At 48.9% G+C, this 18,131-nt stretch carries 18 protein-coding genes, 7 tRNA genes and 2 rRNA genes (1 of these 27 running past the window's edge); 2 read left to right on the top strand and 25 right to left on the bottom strand.

What is annotated here, in order from left to right; all coding sequences use genetic code 11:
• Window positions 1-41 precede the first annotated feature (41 nt).
• The gene (locus K6T22_RS01015; RefSeq protein WP_238238422.1) at window positions 42-893 is read right to left on the bottom strand and encodes a PPK2 family polyphosphate kinase; all 852 of its coding nucleotides are present in this window, start codon (window positions 891-893) and stop codon (window positions 42-44) included.
• 74 nt (window positions 894-967) lie between these two features.
• A complete protein-coding gene (locus tag K6T22_RS01010) occupies window positions 968-1,822 on the bottom strand; it encodes an SDR family oxidoreductase (RefSeq protein WP_238238421.1) in 855 nt (284 codons plus the stop codon).
• A gap of 122 nt (window positions 1,823-1,944) precedes the next feature.
• Here K6T22_RS01010 and K6T22_RS01005 point away from each other — a divergent pair, with 122 nt between their 5' ends.
• A complete protein-coding gene (locus K6T22_RS01005) occupies window positions 1,945-2,277 on the top strand; it encodes a winged helix-turn-helix transcriptional regulator (protein WP_238238420.1) in 333 nt (110 codons plus the stop codon).
• Between the two features lie 87 nt (window positions 2,278-2,364).
• Here the strand turns inward: K6T22_RS01005 and K6T22_RS01000 are convergent, their stop codons facing one another.
• From K6T22_RS01000 to K6T22_RS00985, 4 genes are all read right to left on the bottom strand, one after another.
• Window positions 2,365-3,357, bottom strand: coding sequence for an NAD(P)/FAD-dependent oxidoreductase (locus tag K6T22_RS01000; RefSeq protein ID WP_238238419.1), 993 nt, complete (start codon window positions 3,355-3,357; stop codon window positions 2,365-2,367).
• Window positions 3,358-3,421: 64 nt separating this feature from the next.
• A complete protein-coding gene (locus K6T22_RS00995; protein WP_238238418.1) occupies window positions 3,422-4,312 on the bottom strand; it encodes a phosphotransferase family protein in 891 nt (296 codons plus the stop codon).
• Window positions 4,309-4,791: a GNAT family N-acetyltransferase gene (locus K6T22_RS00990; RefSeq protein ID WP_238238417.1), complete on the bottom strand. Its 483-nt coding sequence runs from the start codon at window positions 4,789-4,791 to the stop codon at window positions 4,309-4,311. The genes K6T22_RS00995 and K6T22_RS00990 overlap by 4 nt, the downstream gene beginning before the upstream one ends.
• A 13-nt stretch (window positions 4,792-4,804) precedes the next feature.
• Entirely contained in the window at window positions 4,805-5,365 is a 561-nt protein-coding gene (locus K6T22_RS00985) for an isochorismatase family protein (RefSeq protein WP_238238416.1), read from the bottom strand.
• Window positions 5,366-5,494: 129 nt separating this feature from the next.
• On the opposite strand from K6T22_RS00985, the gene K6T22_RS00980 reads away from it, so the two are divergent.
• On the top strand, window positions 5,495-5,668 hold the full coding sequence (locus K6T22_RS00980) for a hypothetical protein (protein WP_156357224.1): 174 nt from the start codon (window positions 5,495-5,497) through the stop codon (window positions 5,666-5,668).
• Window positions 5,669-5,705: 37 nt separating this feature from the next.
• Here the strand turns inward: K6T22_RS00980 and K6T22_RS00975 are convergent, their stop codons facing one another.
• The 19 genes from K6T22_RS00975 to K6T22_RS00885 form a co-directional block, all read right to left on the bottom strand.
• Window positions 5,706-6,305 (bottom strand): short chain dehydrogenase, encoded by a 600-nt coding sequence (locus tag K6T22_RS00975; RefSeq protein WP_238238415.1) that lies wholly within the window; start codon window positions 6,303-6,305, stop codon window positions 5,706-5,708.
• Between the two features lie 38 nt (window positions 6,306-6,343).
• Complete coding sequence (locus tag K6T22_RS00970) at window positions 6,344-7,111, bottom strand: alpha/beta hydrolase (RefSeq protein ID WP_238238413.1); 768 nt, start codon at window positions 7,109-7,111, stop codon at window positions 6,344-6,346.
• A gap of 23 nt (window positions 7,112-7,134) precedes the next feature.
• Window positions 7,135-7,701, bottom strand: coding sequence for a hypothetical protein (locus K6T22_RS00965; protein WP_238238412.1), 567 nt, complete (start codon window positions 7,699-7,701; stop codon window positions 7,135-7,137).
• A gap of 77 nt (window positions 7,702-7,778) precedes the next feature.
• The gene (gene glmS / locus K6T22_RS00960) at window positions 7,779-9,575 is read right to left on the bottom strand and encodes a glutamine--fructose-6-phosphate transaminase (isomerizing) (protein WP_238238411.1); all 1,797 of its coding nucleotides are present in this window, start codon (window positions 9,573-9,575) and stop codon (window positions 7,779-7,781) included.
• A 412-nt stretch (window positions 9,576-9,987) separates the two neighbouring features.
• The gene (gene glmM, locus K6T22_RS00955; protein WP_238238410.1) at window positions 9,988-11,343 is read right to left on the bottom strand and encodes a phosphoglucosamine mutase; all 1,356 of its coding nucleotides are present in this window, start codon (window positions 11,341-11,343) and stop codon (window positions 9,988-9,990) included.
• Between the two features lie 29 nt (window positions 11,344-11,372).
• On the bottom strand, window positions 11,373-12,659 hold the full coding sequence (locus K6T22_RS00950; protein ID WP_238238409.1) for a CdaR family protein: 1,287 nt from the start codon (window positions 12,657-12,659) through the stop codon (window positions 11,373-11,375).
• Window positions 12,659-13,519 (bottom strand): diadenylate cyclase CdaA, encoded by an 861-nt coding sequence (gene cdaA / locus K6T22_RS00945; RefSeq protein WP_283205695.1) that lies wholly within the window; start codon window positions 13,517-13,519, stop codon window positions 12,659-12,661. Before cdaA ends, K6T22_RS00950 begins: the two co-directional genes overlap by 1 nt.
• Window positions 13,520-13,598: 79 nt before the next feature.
• Entirely contained in the window at window positions 13,599-14,219 is a 621-nt protein-coding gene (locus tag K6T22_RS00940; protein ID WP_238238408.1) for an anti-sigma factor, read from the bottom strand.
• Between the two features lie 16 nt (window positions 14,220-14,235).
• A complete protein-coding gene (gene sigW, locus K6T22_RS00935) occupies window positions 14,236-14,799 on the bottom strand; it encodes an RNA polymerase sigma factor SigW (RefSeq protein WP_023466660.1) in 564 nt (187 codons plus the stop codon).
• A 125-nt stretch (window positions 14,800-14,924) separates the two neighbouring features.
• Window positions 14,925-15,833, bottom strand: coding sequence for an arginase (rocF, locus tag K6T22_RS00930; RefSeq protein ID WP_238238407.1), 909 nt, complete (start codon window positions 15,831-15,833; stop codon window positions 14,925-14,927).
• A 211-nt stretch (window positions 15,834-16,044) separates the two neighbouring features.
• Window positions 16,045-16,120, bottom strand: a tRNA-Ala gene (locus K6T22_RS00925).
• Window positions 16,121-16,129: 9 nt separating this feature from the next.
• Window positions 16,130-16,201: transfer RNA gene (locus K6T22_RS00920), tRNA-Gly, on the bottom strand.
• A gap of 6 nt (window positions 16,202-16,207) precedes the next feature.
• Window positions 16,208-16,280: transfer RNA gene (locus K6T22_RS00915), tRNA-Lys, on the bottom strand.
• A gap of 4 nt (window positions 16,281-16,284) precedes the next feature.
• Window positions 16,285-16,368: transfer RNA gene (locus K6T22_RS00910), tRNA-Tyr, on the bottom strand.
• A gap of 38 nt (window positions 16,369-16,406) precedes the next feature.
• Window positions 16,407-16,479 (bottom strand) — tRNA-Thr (locus tag K6T22_RS00905).
• A 13-nt stretch (window positions 16,480-16,492) separates the two neighbouring features.
• A tRNA-Glu gene (locus tag K6T22_RS00900) sits at window positions 16,493-16,567 on the bottom strand.
• Between the two features lie 2 nt (window positions 16,568-16,569).
• A tRNA-Asn gene (locus K6T22_RS00895) sits at window positions 16,570-16,644 on the bottom strand.
• A 10-nt stretch (window positions 16,645-16,654) separates the two neighbouring features.
• Window positions 16,655-16,770, bottom strand: a 5S ribosomal RNA gene (rrf, locus tag K6T22_RS00890).
• Between the two features lie 47 nt (window positions 16,771-16,817).
• A 23S ribosomal RNA gene (locus K6T22_RS00885) occupies window positions 16,818-18,131 on the bottom strand; it runs 1,600 nt beyond the window's last position.

Genomic DNA, 18,131 nt, shown 5'->3' with positions numbered 1-18,131 from the left:
CCAAAAAACACCGCCGATGACGTCATCGGCGGTGTTTTTGATCATTCTTTTTCCAATCGTTTAATCGCTTCATCTAGCTGTTCCTGATCCTCTTCCGATAACTTCGGATACTGCGGATCAATTTCCTTCAAGACGTCATTCATGACTTCGGTGACGATATAGCGGGAATACCATTCGTCATCTGCCGGCAAGATGTACCACGGTGCATACGATGTCGACGTCGCCGAGACAAGCTCAGCAAAAATCTCATGGTATTCATCCCAGTGCTTGCGTTCCTCAATGTCACTGAACGAGAATTCGAAGTTTTTCTTCGGATCCTTCAGACGAGTCAACAACCGTTGTCGTTGTTCCTCTTTTGAGACGTGGAACAAGAACTTGACGACTCGAAAGCCGTTCTCGACGAGATACCGTTCGAAATCATTGATTTGACGGTAGCGCATCTGCCAGACGTCTCCGCCGTCTGGTTTTTCTTCCTCCTCGAGTAAATCATGGATCCGAGGTGCAATGACTTCCTCATAGTAGGAACGGTTCAAGATACCGACTTCGCCTTTTTCCGGTAGCCCTTCGTGGATCCGCCACAAATAGTCGTGTTTTTGTTCCGTATCCGACGGTTTCTTAACGGAAATCGTCCGAAGTCCTTGGGCATTCAAGTTAGAAAAGATGTAGCTAATCGCCTCATCCTTCCCCGCCGCGTCAATCGCTTGTAAGATGACGAGAACACCGTTTTTCTCTTCGGCATGTAAACGCCAGTGTAACTCTTGTAAGGTTTCAACACTTTTCGGAATCCGTTTCTCGCGTAATTCCGCTTCCGAAATCTCATGTTTTTCTGATGTCGGGTAATTCGAAAACGAGACCTGCTCGCCTTCCTTAACACGATAAGATGACAGTTTCATAGTAGGGCTCCTCCTTTAATTGCTTCTAAAGGGGATTTACCCTACTCATTCATACTGAAAACGTTCAGATGAACTTATCTTTTTAAAAGGAGGCGGACACTCTCTTCAAGCGTCGTCACGGGACGACCGAGTAACGTTTCAAAATCATTACTTTCAACTGCTAATGTGCCGGCAGCGATGTCTGCCTGGATACCAATCAGCATCGGAAGCAAGAAGTCGGGTAGTCCCGCCTCTTTCATTCGCTCTCCATATGTCGTGCCATCGACTTGATCCAAGACAACGGATTGGTTGATAACGGTTCCGACTGCTGTTGCCAGTTCTGCTTGTGTGTGCAATGGACCCGATAATTCATAGATCGCTTTTGGATGCTCAAGCGTTAGTCCTGTCGCAATCGCTTTTGCGTACTCTTCTTGCAACGCCCATCCGACTTTGCCTTCGCCTGCTGCCGTTAACCAGTTTGCACCTTGCGCAACCGCCTCGATCGTCGCGAGTTCATTCTCAAGATACCAGTTGTTGCGGAAAAAGACATATGGAATACCTGTCGCTTGAATCGCTTCCTCTGTGACCCGATGTGTCCGCGCGAGTCCGTTCGTGCTGTGTGCTGCATTGGCGATACTCGTATAGCCGATCAGTTTAACGCCTGCCTCTTTTGCTGCCGTGACAGCGGCTTGGTGCTGACGAATTCGCGTTGCCTCTTCACCGTCCGTCGAGATGATCAGCAGACGATCAATTCCTTGAAATGCCTGTCCGAGCGTTTCCGGCTGATCAAAGTCACCGTGTCGGACATTGATTCCTTGCGCTGCAAGCGACACTGCTTTTTCGACGTCGCGGACACTAACCGCTACGTTTTCGTTGCCGACTTGTTCACTGAGATGTTGCACAATCCGCGCACCTAATTTTCCAGTTGCTCCTGTAATTAACCATTTCATGATAAAACCACTCCTTTGAAGTTTGATGTTGTTCTTCATGATACGCCAGGTGATACACTAAAAAAAGTAGGCACTTATCTGAAACTAGGTCCCTCAAAACGAACCAATGGGAGAGGATGAATGTGGCTGTATTCGATTCAACAACCAATCAACGGACGGCCTGTCCGGTCACCCGGGTGCAACAGATGGTCGCTGGTAAATGGAAGATCATCTTACTGTGGCACCTCACACACGGCACATACCGTTTTCACGAACTACAACAATTAACCGGCATCTCAAAGGGAACGTTGACGCGGCAACTGCGCGAGCTCGAAGCAGACCGTTTGATTCAACGTCATGTGTTCGGAGAGATTCCGCCTCGCGTTGAATATTCTCTGACCGATGCCGGACATAGTTTTTTACCGATTCTTGATCAAATGGCAGCCTGGAGTAGCCAACACTTTCAAGCAGAATGATATTTGTTTTAGCAAAAAACGTGCACTTCTTCTCGATTCAGAAAAGAAGTGCACGTTGTCGTTTCTCAAATAGTGATAATTATTCGTTCATTCCGTTGCCGTCACCGTCTGACGTAAGTGGGTATCAATCGCCTCTGCGACGCGTAATCCGGAAATGACAGCACTCTCGACGCGCGTCCGACCTGACGCATCATCTGCTTCAAGGAACGCATCTCCAGCAAGCCAGAGTGGATGTGCCGAAAGCTTCAGGTGTGGTGTCCGGTAAACCGCGCGTGCTTGAGCATAACGCCAACGCTTGAGCTGACGCGAGACGATCGTCACTGGTCCGAGTTGCTGTTGTAACAGACGCTCGACTTCAGCGAGTGTCTCTTCTTCCGGACGCTCATACCAGTCTTCACTGAAGCGGGCTGTCATATAGACGCTCAGGAGTGTCTTCTTCGAAATTTTCTTCTCAGCATTATTGACGAGCTTCAACATTCCATCGACGAGCTGTTCGTCTTGTAGACCGACTTCCCCGATTGTGAGTCGCTCTTTGATTTCAAACAGACCAACGAATGTCGGCTCGAACGTCACTTGGCGTAACTGCTCATGATCGTCATCAGCGAGCGTTAAACTAGAAGACTGCAACAGTTCATATGCTTGCGGTACAGGCGCTGTTACGAGGAGCGCATCGTATTCCCCTTGATGATCCGTCGCTTGTGTGACGAGTTCATCTTCCGTTGCCGAAATATGCGTGACTTGCTCATTCAACTGGACGGGAATTCCTCGACCAATGGCTTGTACGAGTTGATTCATCCCGTTCGTCGCGACATAGCGTGGAAAATCCGTTCCGAACCACTTACGAACCCATCCCTTCTCAAGCCATTCGTCGACTTCGCGTTCCAACTCTTTCGTCCGGACCGTGAAGAAGACGGCACCATGATCCGCTGTTCCTTCATCAATACGACGAGTCGCCATTCGCCCCCCGACGCTCTGGCTTTTTTCGATGATTTCAACAGTATGTCCTGCCGCCTGTAATTGACGTGCCGCAAAGATCCCGGCGAGTCCACCGCCGATGATTCCGATTCGTTTCCTTGTCATCTCGCTTCCCCCTCATATTCCTCATTTCCCTAAGTATAGAGGTTTCTTCCAAGCGATGGGTGAATCAATGCCCGTCCGATATGCTCGTCTTTAATTCCTGCTTGATGAGCGCGATGTTCTCCTCAAAGAACGCACGGTGCTCTTTTAGTCCGCGTTTGATGCACCAGCCGACGGCAGTCAGTGCTTCCCACAAACGATAGTATGCCAAATACGTCTCGATCGGCACGTCTGGGTGTAATGTTGCGTATCCTTCTTGAAATGCTATGACGTAAATGGAACCGAACGTATTGAGATTACGGACGATCTTCGTGAAGTCCATCTCGACGGCCCCATAGCGGGTCGTCTCGAAATCGATCACCCCTGTGACTTGATCACCTACCGTCAGTAAATTCGCTAGGCGGAAGTCACAATGTGTGGCAACGGGACGTGAAGGCTCCGGTAACGACTCTTCTCGTCTGACTAACTCTGCTTGGATATTTTCTAAAAAACCGGGGTCAAGTTCGGACGTGATGAACGGCAGGAATCCATCAAGTTTTTCATTTCGGAAACGTCGCCAATCCTGAACCGGATAGGCATAAAATCCTTCTTCCGTATACTCGCCATAGGCTTCTCCGGTGCATGTATGCAGTTGTGCGAGCATCCGACCAATTTCGTATGCCAATTTTTTAGTCATCGTGATCGGTGCATGTCCCGGTAAGGCAGCAAGTACGAACGCCCCGGTCGTCTGCCCGGGAGCTGCTTCAGCTAGGATGTGCGGCACGGGTACAAACTCTTCTAGTGCACGAATCCAGCCACGTTCCCGGTACCACTTTTCAGCCGTATACGGACGCTTCAAGAAAACGACCTGACCATCCGTTAGGACGAGACGATCGACTTCAGAACTATACGATTCGTCAACGGTCGCACACATTGCGACATCGAGTTGAAAATGTTCAATCCATTCGTCTCGCGTCATTCTGTCGTCCCCAATATTTTCTGTAGCGTTTCACCTGGTAGACCGTCAATCGGTCCAACATAAGTCGATTCAAAACCTAATCCTATCAAAATACGACGCGATGCTTCATGTGCTGGATCAATCGTCGCCGTGACGACCTGTAACTCTTCTTCTGTCGCTAACTGTAAGAGACGCTCAGCAATCGCTGTGCCGTATCCGTTCCCCCAGTAATCCGGTAGCAACATGTAACCGAGCTCTGCTTCGAACGGTTGCGTTTGACTCCGGGTCATGTGCCCGATTCCAATCCATGTCTCTTCGGCATAGATCAAAAAAGACCCTAGTCGATCGTGCTGTTGTTGTTCGAGGATTCGCTCAAAACGCTGTTTCGTTTCTGTCTCTGTTAATGCCTGTTCCGTGATATAACGCATGACATGTTCGTCTTGGACGAGCGTCGCATATCGTTCGTAATCGGGCGCTGTCATTTTTCGTAATTCAATCATGTTACTCTCCTTTTCATGTTCGGTAGTCATTGTGGATTGGGGTGAAGACATCTTCCGTCGACGGACGGACAATCGCAAAGTGCTCGACATTGTAATGTCCGTGTAAGACTTGATTGTGATGTGCGATCATTTGCTCCGGCGTTAATACATCGGAGCCGTTCGTCGTATGTCCGTCGGCGACGAGTGTGACATCAAAACCATTCACCGTCGCACTACGCACCGCCGTATCAATGCAGTGCTCCGTCTTACAGCCTAAGACGATCAGATGTTCAATCGAGGCTTGGCGTAAATGGTCGAGCAAAGGTGTACCATGAAACACATTCGTCGCCGCTTTATCAAACGTAACACTCGATGCTGGAACCGGAATCGAGTCATGGACTGCAAAACCAGCACCGGCTCCTCCAGCGACATCCAAATCCCGAATGAAGATGACCGGGACGTTTCGTTCGTCTGCTTCAAGTACGACCGCTTCGATGACATGTGCGACTTGTTCTTTTAAATATACAGGACGCTCTTCCGTATTCCCATCGACGAGTTCCTGTTGAAAATCAATCACTAGGACTGCTTGTTTCATCGTCGTGTTCCTCCTTGTAAAATCGACTGTTTGTTCCCTTCCCGGTAGCATGAGCAATCTCCTGCTGCTCATAATTATGAAACTTTTAAGCTTTAGGATTCGTTTAGAAGGAGGAAAGGATGTGTCTGTATGATTTGGTTTGGTGTCATCTTCTTATGTGTGCTCCTCGTCAATCTGACACTCGAGAAACTCATCATGAACCGAACGATGACGGGACGCTGGTTCGTCCGTAACCTACTCATTTGTCTTGGAATCACCTTATTACTCTTTGGGATCGAGCGTTATGTCATATCCGGATTCTAAAAAAGCAGATAGCGATTTTCGCTACCTGCTTTTTCGTTTAATAGACTTCGTAGTTTTGCCCCGTCTGTGCCCCTTCGACACTCTTTTCGAATGCTGTTGCGACACGTGACGCTGGAACAGCTTCAAACCCGCGGAAGAATGGTCCGTACTTTTCGAGCGATTCGATCAGTACGTTCGGACTAACGCTGTTGATTCGAATACCCCGTGGCATCTCGATCGCCGCTGCATGAACGAACGCTTTGACCCCACCGTTCGCAAGCGCCGCGGATGCGCCTTGGCGAATCGGATCGTCCATCATGATGCCAGTCGTCAATGTAAAACTTCCCCCATCTCGTACCGACTCCAAACCAAGCAAGACGAGATTGACTTGACCCTTTAGTTTACTGTCGATCCCGATTTGATTAAGAGACGGTGTTAAGTCCGTCAATGGACCAAAATGAGCGCCACCTGTAGCACTGATAACGGCATCAACAGTACCGACTGCTTCATACATCGCCCGAATACTTTCCTCTGATGTGATGTCGACTTGCACATCTGCTCCGCTTCGCCCAGCACGAATGATTTCATGTCGCTCACCCAACTGTTCGGCGACTGCCTGACCAATCGTTCCACTTGCCCCTACTACTAAAATTCGCATGATACATTCCCCTTTCACGTGTAGCTTACCTATCTAGCCTACTGCACAGCAGTTGACGATTTCAAGGAATGCACCGGATGCGTCTTCAAGAAGACGAGAATCTCTTCAAACAAATGCTGTTTGTCGCGATCGAGCGTCAGTAAATGTTTACTGTTCGGAAGAAGGACCTTTTTTTGATCTTGGCTTGGCACCGTTGTTTCGATTCGTTTGAGACTTGCATGATAGACGGCATCATCTAAGGCGCCAAGGAATAGAGCGACGGGCTGTGTAATCTTCGGTAAGACGATTCCTGTATCGAGGATGAACTGTTGCAGTGCCCGTAAGGCTTTTTCTGGTCGCGGAAAATGACGGTCGACAAAGTCTGCAATCCACTCCGACGAACGATCGTCAAATTGAAAATACCGTTCCGTATAACGACGGACGCGGTGCTCGAGTCCTGCAATCGTTCGCTCAAGAATCGGAGTTGAGAGTAAAACGAGTCCCGCACATCCTGACTGTTCTGCCAGTCGAAGTGCCATCACCCCACCGAGTGATTGCCCAACCAGATAAACGTGTTTGTGCCCTTGATTATGTAAAAACGCGAGCCCGGCTTGCGCGGACTGCCAGACGTCTTCGATCGTCGTCTCAAACAAACGCTCCGGCGATTCCCCGTGCCCAGCATAATTCGGTGCATAACAGGTATACCCGGCTGCATGTAAAAAACGAGCGAGACCGCGCATCTCATTCGCACTACCTGTAAAGCTGTGCAATAACAAAACAGCAGGTCCAGATCCTTCTAAGTACAAATCCTTGGATTTCGTAATCAAGTGCGCACCTCCTTTTCATCTTTTTAAATTTCCTCTACCGAAGCATCCTCCCGTAACGATTCTATAATCCGAAAGCCTGGGTAGTCCGCTTCGGATCGTCGTTCCCCACTCGATCGATAATAAGCATTCCAGTAACTGATCATCCGGTCTTCGATTCGCTTCATGTATGCCAGATCATCCTCGACGAATCGCCGCTTCACTTCCGGATTCCATTGCTCGATTGCGGGTACGATGATGTCGACGATTTCACGGACGTATTCACTAGCAAGTTCGATGATATAGGCGAGGACCCATCCGTCGTGTGGATAGTTTTTAAGTAACTGCTGGAGATAATACTCACGGATGTGACCGTCATGATGACGCGTGTAGAGACAGTATAAAATCGTCCGTTGTGTTGGCGTCAACTGTTCGATTCGCTCTGGCGCGACTTCTGGTACATATAAGCGCGTCGGAATCTGTATGTGTTCCTGCTCTAGCTTCAATTCGATCGACCCTGGTGATAGACGTGTCCATTTAAACGGTAGACACGCTTTGACGACTCGAACGTCCTGTTCATATCGTTCAGGGAATGCTGAAATCCATCGGTTCATCTTATTCTCCTCTCATATAAAAAACTCCAATCGGCAGACGCTGGTATACGCCTGTCGTTTGGAGTCGATTTGTTTACTTATTCAACCGTTACTGACTTCGCCAAGTTACGTGGCTTATCGACGTCACAGTCACGACCGAGTGCCGCGTAGTATGAAATCAATTGAAGTGGTAAGACTGACAAGAGCGGTGACAAGAGTGGCTCGACTGCTGGGATGACGAATGCATCCGTTGGCAATTCAAGACCTTCTGCTGCGATGACACACGCGTTTGCCCCACGTGCGACGACTTCCTTGACGTTCCCACGGTTGTTGAGGTGAACGTGTGGTTGTGTCACGAGCGCGATGACTGGTGTGTTGTCTTCGATCAAAGCGATCGGACCGTGCTTGAGCTCTCCACCTGCGTATCCTTCTGCTTGGATATACGAGATCTCTTTAAGTTTCAATGCACCTTCCATCCCGACGTACGCATCTTGTCCGCGACCGATGAAGAACGCGTTACGTGACTCAGACAAGTACTCTGTCGCGATTTCTTGGAAACGATCCTTTTGAGACATGACCGATTCCATCGCACTTGAGATTTTACCGAGTTCCTTCATGAGATCGAAGTTGACGGCAACCCCTTTCGCTTGAGCAAGGTCAAACGCAAGGACAGCGAGAACAGCGATTTGAGCTGTATACGCTTTTGTTGAAGCAACAGCGATTTCTGGACCTGCGTGGAGCAACAATGTTGCGTTAGCTTCACGTGACAATGTTGATCCTGGAACGTTCGTGATCGTCAGTGCTGGATGACCGAGTTTCTTCGCTTCGACGAGAACAGCACGGCTATCCGCTGTTTCACCTGATTGTGAAAGGAAGAGGAATAGTGGTTTCTCTGTCAACAATGGCATGTTGTAGCCGAACTCAGAAGAGATGTGTACTTCTGTCGGGATGCCTGCGATTTGTTCGATCAACTGTTTTCCGATCAAACCAGCATGGTAGCTTGTTCCGCAACCGATGATGTAGACACGGTCACGACCGAGTACGAGATCACGGACCGATTGGTCGAGTGTAATGTCGCCTGCTTCGTTTTGATATTTTTGAACGATGTTACGAATGACCGCTGGTTGCTCATCCATCTCTTTGAGCATGTAGTGCGCGTAAGTTCCTTTTTCGATGTCTGATGCATCGATTTCAGCCGTGTACGCTTCACGCTCTTGGACGTTCCCATCGAGATCTTGGATCGTGACGCTATCACGCGTCAAGATGATCATCTCACCGTCATGCAACTCGATGAATTGATCCGTTACTTGTAACATTGCCATTGCGTCTGATGCGACGACGTTGAACGTACCGTCACCGAGACCAACGAGAAGTGGTGATTTGTTTTTCGCGACGTACAAGACGTCTGGGTTTTCAGCATCGATCAATGCGAGGGCATACGAACCGTGCAAGACGCGAAGTGTTTGACGGAATGCTTCCGCGACGTCACCTGTCTCGTTGAAGTTCTTTTCGATCATCTGAACGATGACTTCTGTATCCGTATCGCTGAGGAGATCGACGTTCAATTCTGATTTCAACTGCTCATCGTTCTCGATGACGCCGTTGTGCACAAGTGTGAAACGTGTTGACGCGCTTTGGTGCGGGTGCGCGTTTGGTACGCTTGGGACACCGTGTGTCGCCCAGCGTGTGTGTCCGATTCCGACTGTTCCGTCTGCCTCAGCAGGAACGACTTCGCGTAGCGCAGCAATCCGGCCTACTTCTTTGTGGACTTGAACGCCGTCATTGACGAACGCAAGACCTGCCGAGTCATAGCCGCGGTACTCGAGCTTCTCGAGACCTTTTAATAAAATTTCCTTCGTGTTGACCTGTCCGATCATACCTACGATTCCGCACATGTTACATCTCTCCATTTACAAGTATTTCCCTGAAGAGGAAACGGCTCTTGTTGAGAGGATCCCGATCGGTCTGTTTGTCCGCCCAATCACTTGGACGATTTCAGAACGATTTACGGTATGGATCTGGTACCGGGAGGCATCCGCCGAATAATTCGATAAACCTCCACCTCGTCAGCTTTCATCCTACGGAGAAAGCCCTGGCGCTTCTTGTTTCCGTCCGACCCCGTTTCTGTCCGACTTCACCATCATACGAACTTTAATCTGAAAAAGCAAGAAAGGTAACGTATTTGTAACTATTCCCGATATTTTTCTATTCAATACGCATAATCCCTATTTTTTGTAAAAATCTTAAGCTGTTTTTCTAAAATAATTGTAAAAAAAGAAGCAGAGCGATCGCTCTGCTTCTAACTACTTAGTTTTCTTGTAACGCGTAGTTCTCACGAACGACGTTCGCAATCCGCTCAACGTATGCGTCACATGCTTCTTGTGTCGGAGCTTCCGCCATGACACGAACGAGTGGTTCTGTACCTGACGCACGAACGAGAATCCGTCCGTTTCCTGCCATCTCCGCTTCGACTTCAGCAATGATCGCTTGCACGGCAGGACCGCTCATTGCGCCATTTTTGTCTGAGACACGGATGTTGACGAGACGTTGTGGGAAGATCGGCATCTCAGCAGCAAGTTCAGATAGCTTCTTCCCTGTCGCTTTCATGATTTGCAACAACTGGACGCCTGATAACATACCGTCACCTGTCGTTGAATAATCCATGAAGATGATGTGACCCGACTGTTCGCCACCAAGCGTGTAGTCGTTCTTACGCATCTCTTCAACGACGTAACGGTCACCGACTGCTGTCTGAAGTGCTGTCATTCCGTGCTCTTCGACAGTTTTATGGAAACCGAGGTTACTCATGACCGTCGCAACGATTGTGTTATCCTTCAGACGACCGATTTCGTTCAAATATTTACCGCAGATGAACATAATTTTATCGCCATCGACGATATCACCGTTCTCATCAACAGCAATCAAGCGGTCTCCGTCTCCATCAAATGATAGACCAACATCTGCGCTCTTTTCTTTAACGAAAGCAGCAAGATGTTCTGGATGTGTTGAACCAACGCCATCATTGATGTTCAGTCCGTTCGGAGTCGTTCCGATTGTCGAGACTTCTGCTTCTAAGTCACCGAATAGACGTGGTGCAAGACTTGACGTCGCACCGTGTGCACCGTCGATTGCGACATGAATACCTGAGAAATCTTCATCCGATGTCTGACGAAGCATATGGAGGTATTTTTGTGCACCTTCATAATAGTCATGAACGAATCCAAGCTCTTTACCGGCTGGACGTGGTAATGTATCTTCTGCTTCATCAAGCAATGCTTCGATTTCGAGTTCTGTTGCGTCATCGAGTTTGAAGCCGTCTGAGCCGAAGAACTTGATCCCGTTATCTTCAACTGGATTGTGCGACGCAGAGATCATAACGCCTGCTGTCGCATCCATCGTTTTTGTTAGATACGCGACACCCGGTGTCGAGATGACACCAAGACGCATGACTTCTGCACCGATTGATAACAGACCAGCGATCAGTGCGTTCTCGAGCATTTGACCAGAGACACGTGTATCGCGTCCGATTAAAACTTTTGGTCGTGTGCTTTCGTGTTTCGTCAACACGTAACCACCTGTTCGACCAAGACGGTACGCAAGCTCCGGTGTCAATTCTACGTTTGCGACGCCGCGTACGCCGTCAGTTCCAAAATACTTACCCATGTGTTATTTCCTCATTTCACTAATTTGTTTTAATTGGTCGGAACGGAAGTCCGGGGAACAGCTTTCAGCGTGACATCCATATTATCAGGACGCAAGACATCAAAGGCTTTTGATGTCTGATACGAGATCGGTAACCCATGCGTTCCTTCCTTCAGACCTGTTACGTCGATGACCGCTTTGACATCTGTCGCATCAATCGATGCTAAATCAGATTCTTTGCCACGGACGACGACATCAATCGTTTGATTGTAATCAATCGTATATTTCGCTTCATCAAATCCATTCAATGTAACGGTCACACCTGGAATCGTTTTTTCCGCTCGATCCTCGACGGTTTCCGTCGTCGATTTGGCATTTTCCTTTTCGACGACGATATTGACGGTGACACGTGTCGGTTCCATCGCCGTTGCATTTTCCGGTTCGACGAGTTTGACTGTTTTTTCCGTCGTCTTCGTCAATCCTTTGAGCGAGACCGCTTCCGTATCAACGGAACCAATCCGTTCTAATTCTTCTTTTGTTCCATATAGACGAGCCTCTGTCGTGACGGGAACGATTTTGACGACGGTATAGCCTTTTTTGACGTTATCTTTTGTCTTCACATTGATCGGTACCGTCTTACTTTCCTTATAGATCGGTACTGTGATTTCTAATTGTTCCGGTTGATACGTTGCATTGATTGTATTCCCGTTCGTGTCAGTCGCTTTAGCGTTGAACGTCTCTTTAAACGTCTCTGCCCGACCTGTCACATCGATCGGTACTTGGATTGCTGAAATTGCCTGTAACTTCTCTGCGCCTCCTGTGACCTCAACAGTTTGTTGGTTCGGCTGCGCTTCTCCAGCGACATATCCTTCAGCGATTTTGTTTTTATTGAGTAAAGCGACCTGTACCGGTACTTCCTTTGTAATCTTCTTATCGAGGAAGACTTCGATTGTTTCTTGTTTCGGTGTCACTTCAACATCTTTACCGAAGCCTGTTGCCGTGACTCGGACACGATGATAGCCAGGATCAAGCCCATCAAGGTCAATCGACAATCCAAAATCCTGAACGAGCCGGAGCATCGTCAAGCTACTCGACGGACCTTTGACGGTCACTTCCATGCTATCTGGAATATTATAGGCGACCCACTGCGATTCATCATACTGGACCGTGACTGGCACGTCAAATTTCGTAGAACCTTGTCCTGCAATCGGCAAAAGGCTTGCCGCATCACTTTTTCCTGTTGGATTCGAACCTGCAACCATCAAATACAACATGACAGCTAAAGCGATAGCGACGATTCGTAAAAACCAGCGTTCATTGAACCACTTTTCGAACATTATTTTTTCGCCCCCATCCAGTTCAAGAAGGAAGTATTCGTCGGTTCGACTTTGACAATCGTTTCAAGCAACTTCGTTCGAAGCGACTCTTCATCAAGCTCGCGATACAGACGTCCATTGATGGCGAGTGAAACACCACCTGTTTCTTCCGAGACGACGAGTGTGACACTATCCGTCACCTCACTGACACCGATCGCAGCCCGGTGACGCGTTCCGAGCTCTTTTGAGATATGTGCACTCTCTGACAGCGGTAAGTAACAAGCTGCTGCTGCTAACTTGCCTTGCTGGACGATAACGGCACCATCATGAAGCGGCGTATTCGGAATGAATAAGTTGATCAAGAGTTGACTTGTAATTTGTGAGCCGAGCGGAATTCCCGTCTCCACGTATTCACTTAGTCCTGTCTCACGCTCAATCGTCACGAGCGCTCCGATACGACGCTTCGACATGTATTGAGCAGACGATACGAGCGCATCAACGATTCGAACTTGTTCATCCTCGTCACTGATGGCACTGCGCGAGAAGAATTTACTCGTTCGTCCGAGGTGTTCGAGTCCACGTCGGAGTTCGGGTTGGAAAATGATGATGATCCCAAGTAACCCGTAGGTGATGATTTGATTCAATAAGAATTGCAATGTTTTTAGACCAAAAAAACCGCTCAGGAACCAACTGATCAAAATGACCGAGATCCCTTTAATGAGCTGGACAGCTTTCGTCCCTTTGACGATGATCATGAGACGGTAGATGACGAACGTCACGACCGCGATATCAATCACATCATTAATATAATCGTACCAATGTACGTTTTCTCCCAGTTTCAACAATTGAAATTGAAGTGGTTGCCAGCTGAAGTAATTCACCAACCGTGCCCCCTAACTCATCTGATTTAAACAGTTTCCATTATAGCATAAAGGGACGAGTTCGACTCGTCCCAGCTGATTATTGAAATAGACGCTTGATTCCGTACCAAACGCGTTCAAATAATTGATCGATTTCCTTGATTTCTCCGGTCACACTACCAGCACTCGCTGTGTAGGCTTTTCCGTCAACGGTCATGACATCTCCGTTCACTTTCCCTTCGATTCGGACGTTTCCACCTTCGACGTATAGATCCTGATCGACTGTGACGCCTTTTGGGACGACGACTTCGCCATTTTGAGCGACGATACCTGGTGCATTCGTATAGGATAAGTCATGTTCTTCCTGTGCCATATAACCGCCAAGGCTACCGACCGACAAGAGTAAGAAAACAGCCGCTGCCGCGAGCAATGGATACTGCTTCATCTTCCCTCCAAAACGAGAAGGTTGTGGTTGGTGTAGCAAAGCAGCGCTTGGCATCTCCACCTGGTCGGGCAATTGTGCCAGCACGCGGGATGTAAAATCTGCCGATAATTTGGGCGCTGGAAGTTGACGCAGTCGAGCATCAAGGAGCCGATACTCTTCGAACTCGTCCATCGCGTCTGCTTCCCGTAACTCTGCTTCTAATCGCTCGAACTCCTCAGGTGGTTGGTTTTGATCTAAATAATCCTGGATCCGTTCATGTACATGCTCTCGTGACATGGTGAGTTCCTCCTTCTCATCGTTTAGCAAAATGCTTCTTCAGCGCTTCTCGTCCACGATGAATTCTAGTTTTGACAGTAGCGACTGGTAATTCGATCATTTCACTGATTTCTTTCAGTGATAGATCTTCTACATATTTCAGGACGAGTGGGACACGGTATTTTTCTGGTAAAGCTGCAATCGCATCCCCGACTTCGTTTCGTTGCTCGTTATCGACCACTTGGTCCTCCGGCAAGGTATCCTTGCTCTCGAGTTGTGAATACAATGTCAGTCCTTCAGTACCTGACATCTCAGCATCAAGAGAATAGTCAGGTTTCTTTTTCCGTAATCGGTCAATCGATACGTTCGTGACGATTCGGTACAACCAAGTCCGGAACTTCCATTGTGCATTATACGAATCAATCTTCGTAAATACACGGATGAAGGCTTCTTGTGTCGCATCCTCTGCTTCCATTCGATCGCGCAAGACGCGGAAAGCCACAAGAAAGGCACCTTCCTTATATAGATCAACAAGTGCCGCGAATGCATCACGGTCTCCTTGTTTCACTCGCTCAATTAAGCGTAGTGTCGTTTCTTCCACATTGAATACCCCCCGCTCTATGCGGTCAATCTCTTATACGAAGTCGACCGATAAATGTTTCATCTGCTTTTAAATTGTAACAAAAAAAACTTGAACCTCGATGAAAAGAGTTCAAGTTCTATCCATTATTTTACTAAGCGATGCGTTTCCATTGCCAAAAGTAAATCGCCAATCAGCTCATTCGCAAGTTCCGCTGTTCCGTTTCCTTCTTCAAGTAACGGATTCACTTCAACGAATTCAGCTGCAATAAAGTCTTCTGCCGTTGCGCAATGCTGTAACACCGTCTTCGCATCATCTAAGAAGATACCATTCGCGACACGTGTTCCTGTACCAACGACGAGTGATGGATCAAGACCATCCATATCGAAGCTAAGATAGAACGCATCCGTCGTTTCTTTCAAATAGGCAATCGCTTCTTCCATGATTGCATCCATTCCCCGTGTTCGGATCGCTTCCATATCATAGACACGAATACCAAGACGATCAATCAGTTCTTGTTCACCTGGATCGACGTCACGTAATCCGATGAAAACGAGATGCTCTGGTTGCAATTTGACGTTTGTTCCCCCGACTTCCGTTAAGCGCTGATGTCCTTCCCCAAGGGCTACAGCGAGCGGCATACCGTGGATGTTACCAGATGGTGAGGTTTCCGGTGTATTCAAATCACCGTGTGCATCAAACCAGATGACCCCGAGACGCGGCACAGTCTGGCGAAGACCTGCAATCGTTCCAATCGCCATGCTGTGATCGCCACCGACGAGTAACGGAAAACGTTGCTCCGATAACGCATCCCGAACAATCAAATGCAGATCATTCGTCGTATGGACAACACCTTCGAGTCGTTTCAGCTTCGGATCTTCTTCTCGAACCGCATCTTCGGATAAAACAGCCGCTTCCCCGTAGCGTACTGCCTCTTGTCCTCTTGCTTCGAGTGTCGTTAGTAAACCCGCTTTTTCGACAGCTGCAGGTCCATGTTCAGTACCCGGCTTTCCTTGCCCATAACGGTACGGTACGCTGATATACGCGATGTTCATTCGATATTCCCCCTATGTCATAGTCACTTCTACACATATTGTAAGCGGTAACAAACAAGTGGTTCAACTCGACAAAATGACGCATGAATATACAAAAAAACACCGTGAAGGGAATCACGGTGTTCTTGCGTACGTACTCTGGTTATGCTTGGCATTTCATATAAAAAAAACTTAAGACGAACGAAACTCGCTTAAGATCTTTAAATAAAATTGGTGGAGCCTAGCGGGATCGAACCGCTGACCTCCTGCGTGCAAGGCAGGCGCTCTCCCAGCTGAGCTAAGGCCCCAAAAGAAAAAGCGGAAGACGGGATTCGAACCCGCGACCCCGACCTTGGCAAGGTCGTATTCTACCACTGAACTACTTCCGCAAGAAATGAGCCATGCAGGATTCGAACCTGCGACCCTCTGATTAAAAGTCAGATGCTCTACCAACTGAGCTAATGGCTCGACATGGTGGGGGGGGGCGGATTCGAACCGCCGAACCCGAGGGAGCGGATTTACAGTCCGCCGCGTTTAGCCACTTCGCTACCCCCCCAGTTTGTCTAGGAAACTTATACAATTGAGAAAAAACAGTGCCGGCAACAGGAGTCGAACCCGCGACCTACTGATTACAAGTCAGTTGCTCTACCAGCTGAGCTACACCGGCACAAAAAGTATAATGGTGACCCGTACGGGATTCGAACCCGTGTTACCGCCGTGAAAGGGCGGTGTCTTAACCGCTTGACCAACGGGCCATTGGCTCCGCAAGTAGGATTTGAACCTACGACCTACCGGTTAACAGCCGGTTGCTCTACCACTGAGCTATTGCGGAATAAATAAATGCCTGGCAACGTCCTATCCTCACAGGGGGAAGCCCCCAACTACTTTCGGCGTTCAAGTGCTTAACTTCCGTGTTCGGCATGGGAACGGGTGTGACCACTTGGCTATCGTCACCAGACGATCGGGCTCGCGCCCTCAAAACTGAAGTCATCAACAAGCATCTGCTAGAACAAGGCCTCGACCGATTAGTATCACTCAGCTCCACATGTCGCCATGCTTCCACCCGTGACCTATCTACCTCATCGTCTCTGAGGGGTCTTTCTTGATTACTCAAAGGGAAATCTCATCTTGGAGGGGGCTTCATGCTTAGATGCTTTCAGCATTTATCCCGTCCGCACGTAGCTACCCAGCGATGCTCCTGGCGGAACAACTGGTACACCAGCGGTGCGTCCATCCCGGTCCTCTCGTACTAAGGACAGCTCTCCTCAAATTTCCTGCGCCCACGACGGATAGGGACCGAACTGTCTCACGACGTTCTGAACCCAGCTCGCGTACCGCTTTAATGGGCGAACAGCCCAACCCTTGGGACCTACTCCAGCCCCAGGATGCGATGAGCCGACATCGAGGTGCCAAACCTCCCCGTCGATGTGGACTCTTGGGGGAGATCAGCCTGTTATCCCCAGGGTAGCTTTTATCCGTTGAGCGATGGCCCTTCCATGCGGAACCACCGGATCACTAAGCCCGACTTTCGTCCCTGCTCGACTTGTAGGTCTCGCAGTCAAGCTCCCTTCTGCCTTTGCGCTCTACGAATGATTTCCAACCATTCTGAGGGAACCTTTGGGCGCCTCCGTTACTGTTTAGGAGGCGACCGCCCCAGTCAAACTACCCGCCTGACACGGTCCTCCAGCCGGATTACGGCTGCGAGTTAGAGACTCTATGCATGAAGGGCGGTATCCCAAGGGTGACTCCTCCGAAGCTGGCGCTCCGGGCTCGACGTCTCCCGCCTATCCTGTACATCATGCACAAAGCCTCAATATCAGGCTGTAGTAAAGCTCCATGGGGTCTTTCCGTCCTGTCGCGGGTAACCTGCATCTTCACAGGTACTATGATTTCACCGGGTCTCTCGTTGAGACAGTGCCCAAATCGTTACGCCTTTCGTGCGGGTCGGAACTTACCCGACAAGGAATTTCGCTACCTTAGGACCGTTATAGTTACGGCCGCCGTTTACTGGGGCTTCGGTTCAAAGCTTCGCTTGCGCTAACCCATCCCCTTAACCTTCCAGCACCGGGCAGGCGTCAGCCCCTATACGTCATCTTGCGATTTAGCAGAGACCTGTGTTTTTGCTAAACAGTCGTTTGGGCCTATTCACTGCGGCTCTACTCATGTAGAGCGTCCCTTCTCCCGAAGTTACGGGACCATTTTGCCGAGTTCCTTAACGAGAGTTATCCCGCGCGTCTTAGAATTCTCATCTCGCCTACCTGTGTCGGTTTACGGTACTGGCGCCTTCCCCCTCACTAGAGGCTTTTCTTGGCAGTGTGA

It is taken from the genome of Exiguobacterium acetylicum (assembly GCF_022170825.1).
GTDB lineage: Bacteria > Bacillota > Bacilli > Exiguobacteriales > Exiguobacteriaceae > Exiguobacterium_A > Exiguobacterium_A acetylicum_B.
This window is presented reverse-complemented; position numbering and strand designations above follow the sequence as displayed.

Excerpts from the sequence above, each read along its gene's own strand:
- K6T22_RS00965 (WP_238238412.1), bottom strand. The coding sequence starts at position 7,701 with ATGAACCGATGGATTTCAGCATTCCCTGAACGATATGAACAGGACGTT.
- K6T22_RS00975 (WP_238238415.1), bottom strand. The coding sequence starts at position 6,305 with ATGCGAATTTTAGTAGTAGGGGCAAGTGGAACGATTGGTCAGGCAGTC.
- K6T22_RS00990 (WP_238238417.1), bottom strand. The coding sequence starts at position 4,791 with ATGATTGAATTACGAAAAATGACAGCGCCCGATTACGAACGATATGCG.
- rocF (WP_238238407.1), bottom strand. The coding sequence starts at position 15,833 with ATGAACATCGCGTATATCAGCGTACCGTACCGTTATGGGCAAGGAAAG.
- K6T22_RS00985 (WP_238238416.1), bottom strand. The coding sequence starts at position 5,365 with ATGAAACAAGCAGTCCTAGTGATTGATTTTCAACAGGAACTCGTCGAT.
- glmM (WP_238238410.1), bottom strand. The coding sequence starts at position 11,343 with ATGGGTAAGTATTTTGGAACTGACGGCGTACGCGGCGTCGCAAACGTA.
- K6T22_RS01010 (WP_238238421.1), bottom strand. The coding sequence starts at position 1,822 with ATGAAATGGTTAATTACAGGAGCAACTGGAAAATTAGGTGCGCGGATT.
- glmS (WP_238238411.1), bottom strand. The coding sequence starts at position 9,575 with ATGTGCGGAATCGTAGGTATGATCGGACAGGTCAACACGAAGGAAATT.
- K6T22_RS01000 (WP_238238419.1), bottom strand. The coding sequence starts at position 3,357 with ATGACAAGGAAACGAATCGGAATCATCGGCGGTGGACTCGCCGGGATC.
- K6T22_RS00950 (WP_238238409.1), bottom strand. The coding sequence starts at position 12,659 with ATGTTCGAAAAGTGGTTCAATGAACGCTGGTTTTTACGAATCGTCGCT.
- K6T22_RS01015 (WP_238238422.1), bottom strand. The coding sequence starts at position 893 with ATGAAACTGTCATCTTATCGTGTTAAGGAAGGCGAGCAGGTCTCGTTT.
- K6T22_RS00980 (WP_156357224.1), top strand. The coding sequence starts at position 5,495 with ATGATTTGGTTTGGTGTCATCTTCTTATGTGTGCTCCTCGTCAATCTG.
- K6T22_RS00940 (WP_238238408.1), bottom strand. The coding sequence starts at position 14,219 with ATGTCACGAGAGCATGTACATGAACGGATCCAGGATTATTTAGATCAA.
- K6T22_RS00995 (WP_238238418.1), bottom strand. The coding sequence starts at position 4,312 with ATGACGCGAGACGAATGGATTGAACATTTTCAACTCGATGTCGCAATG.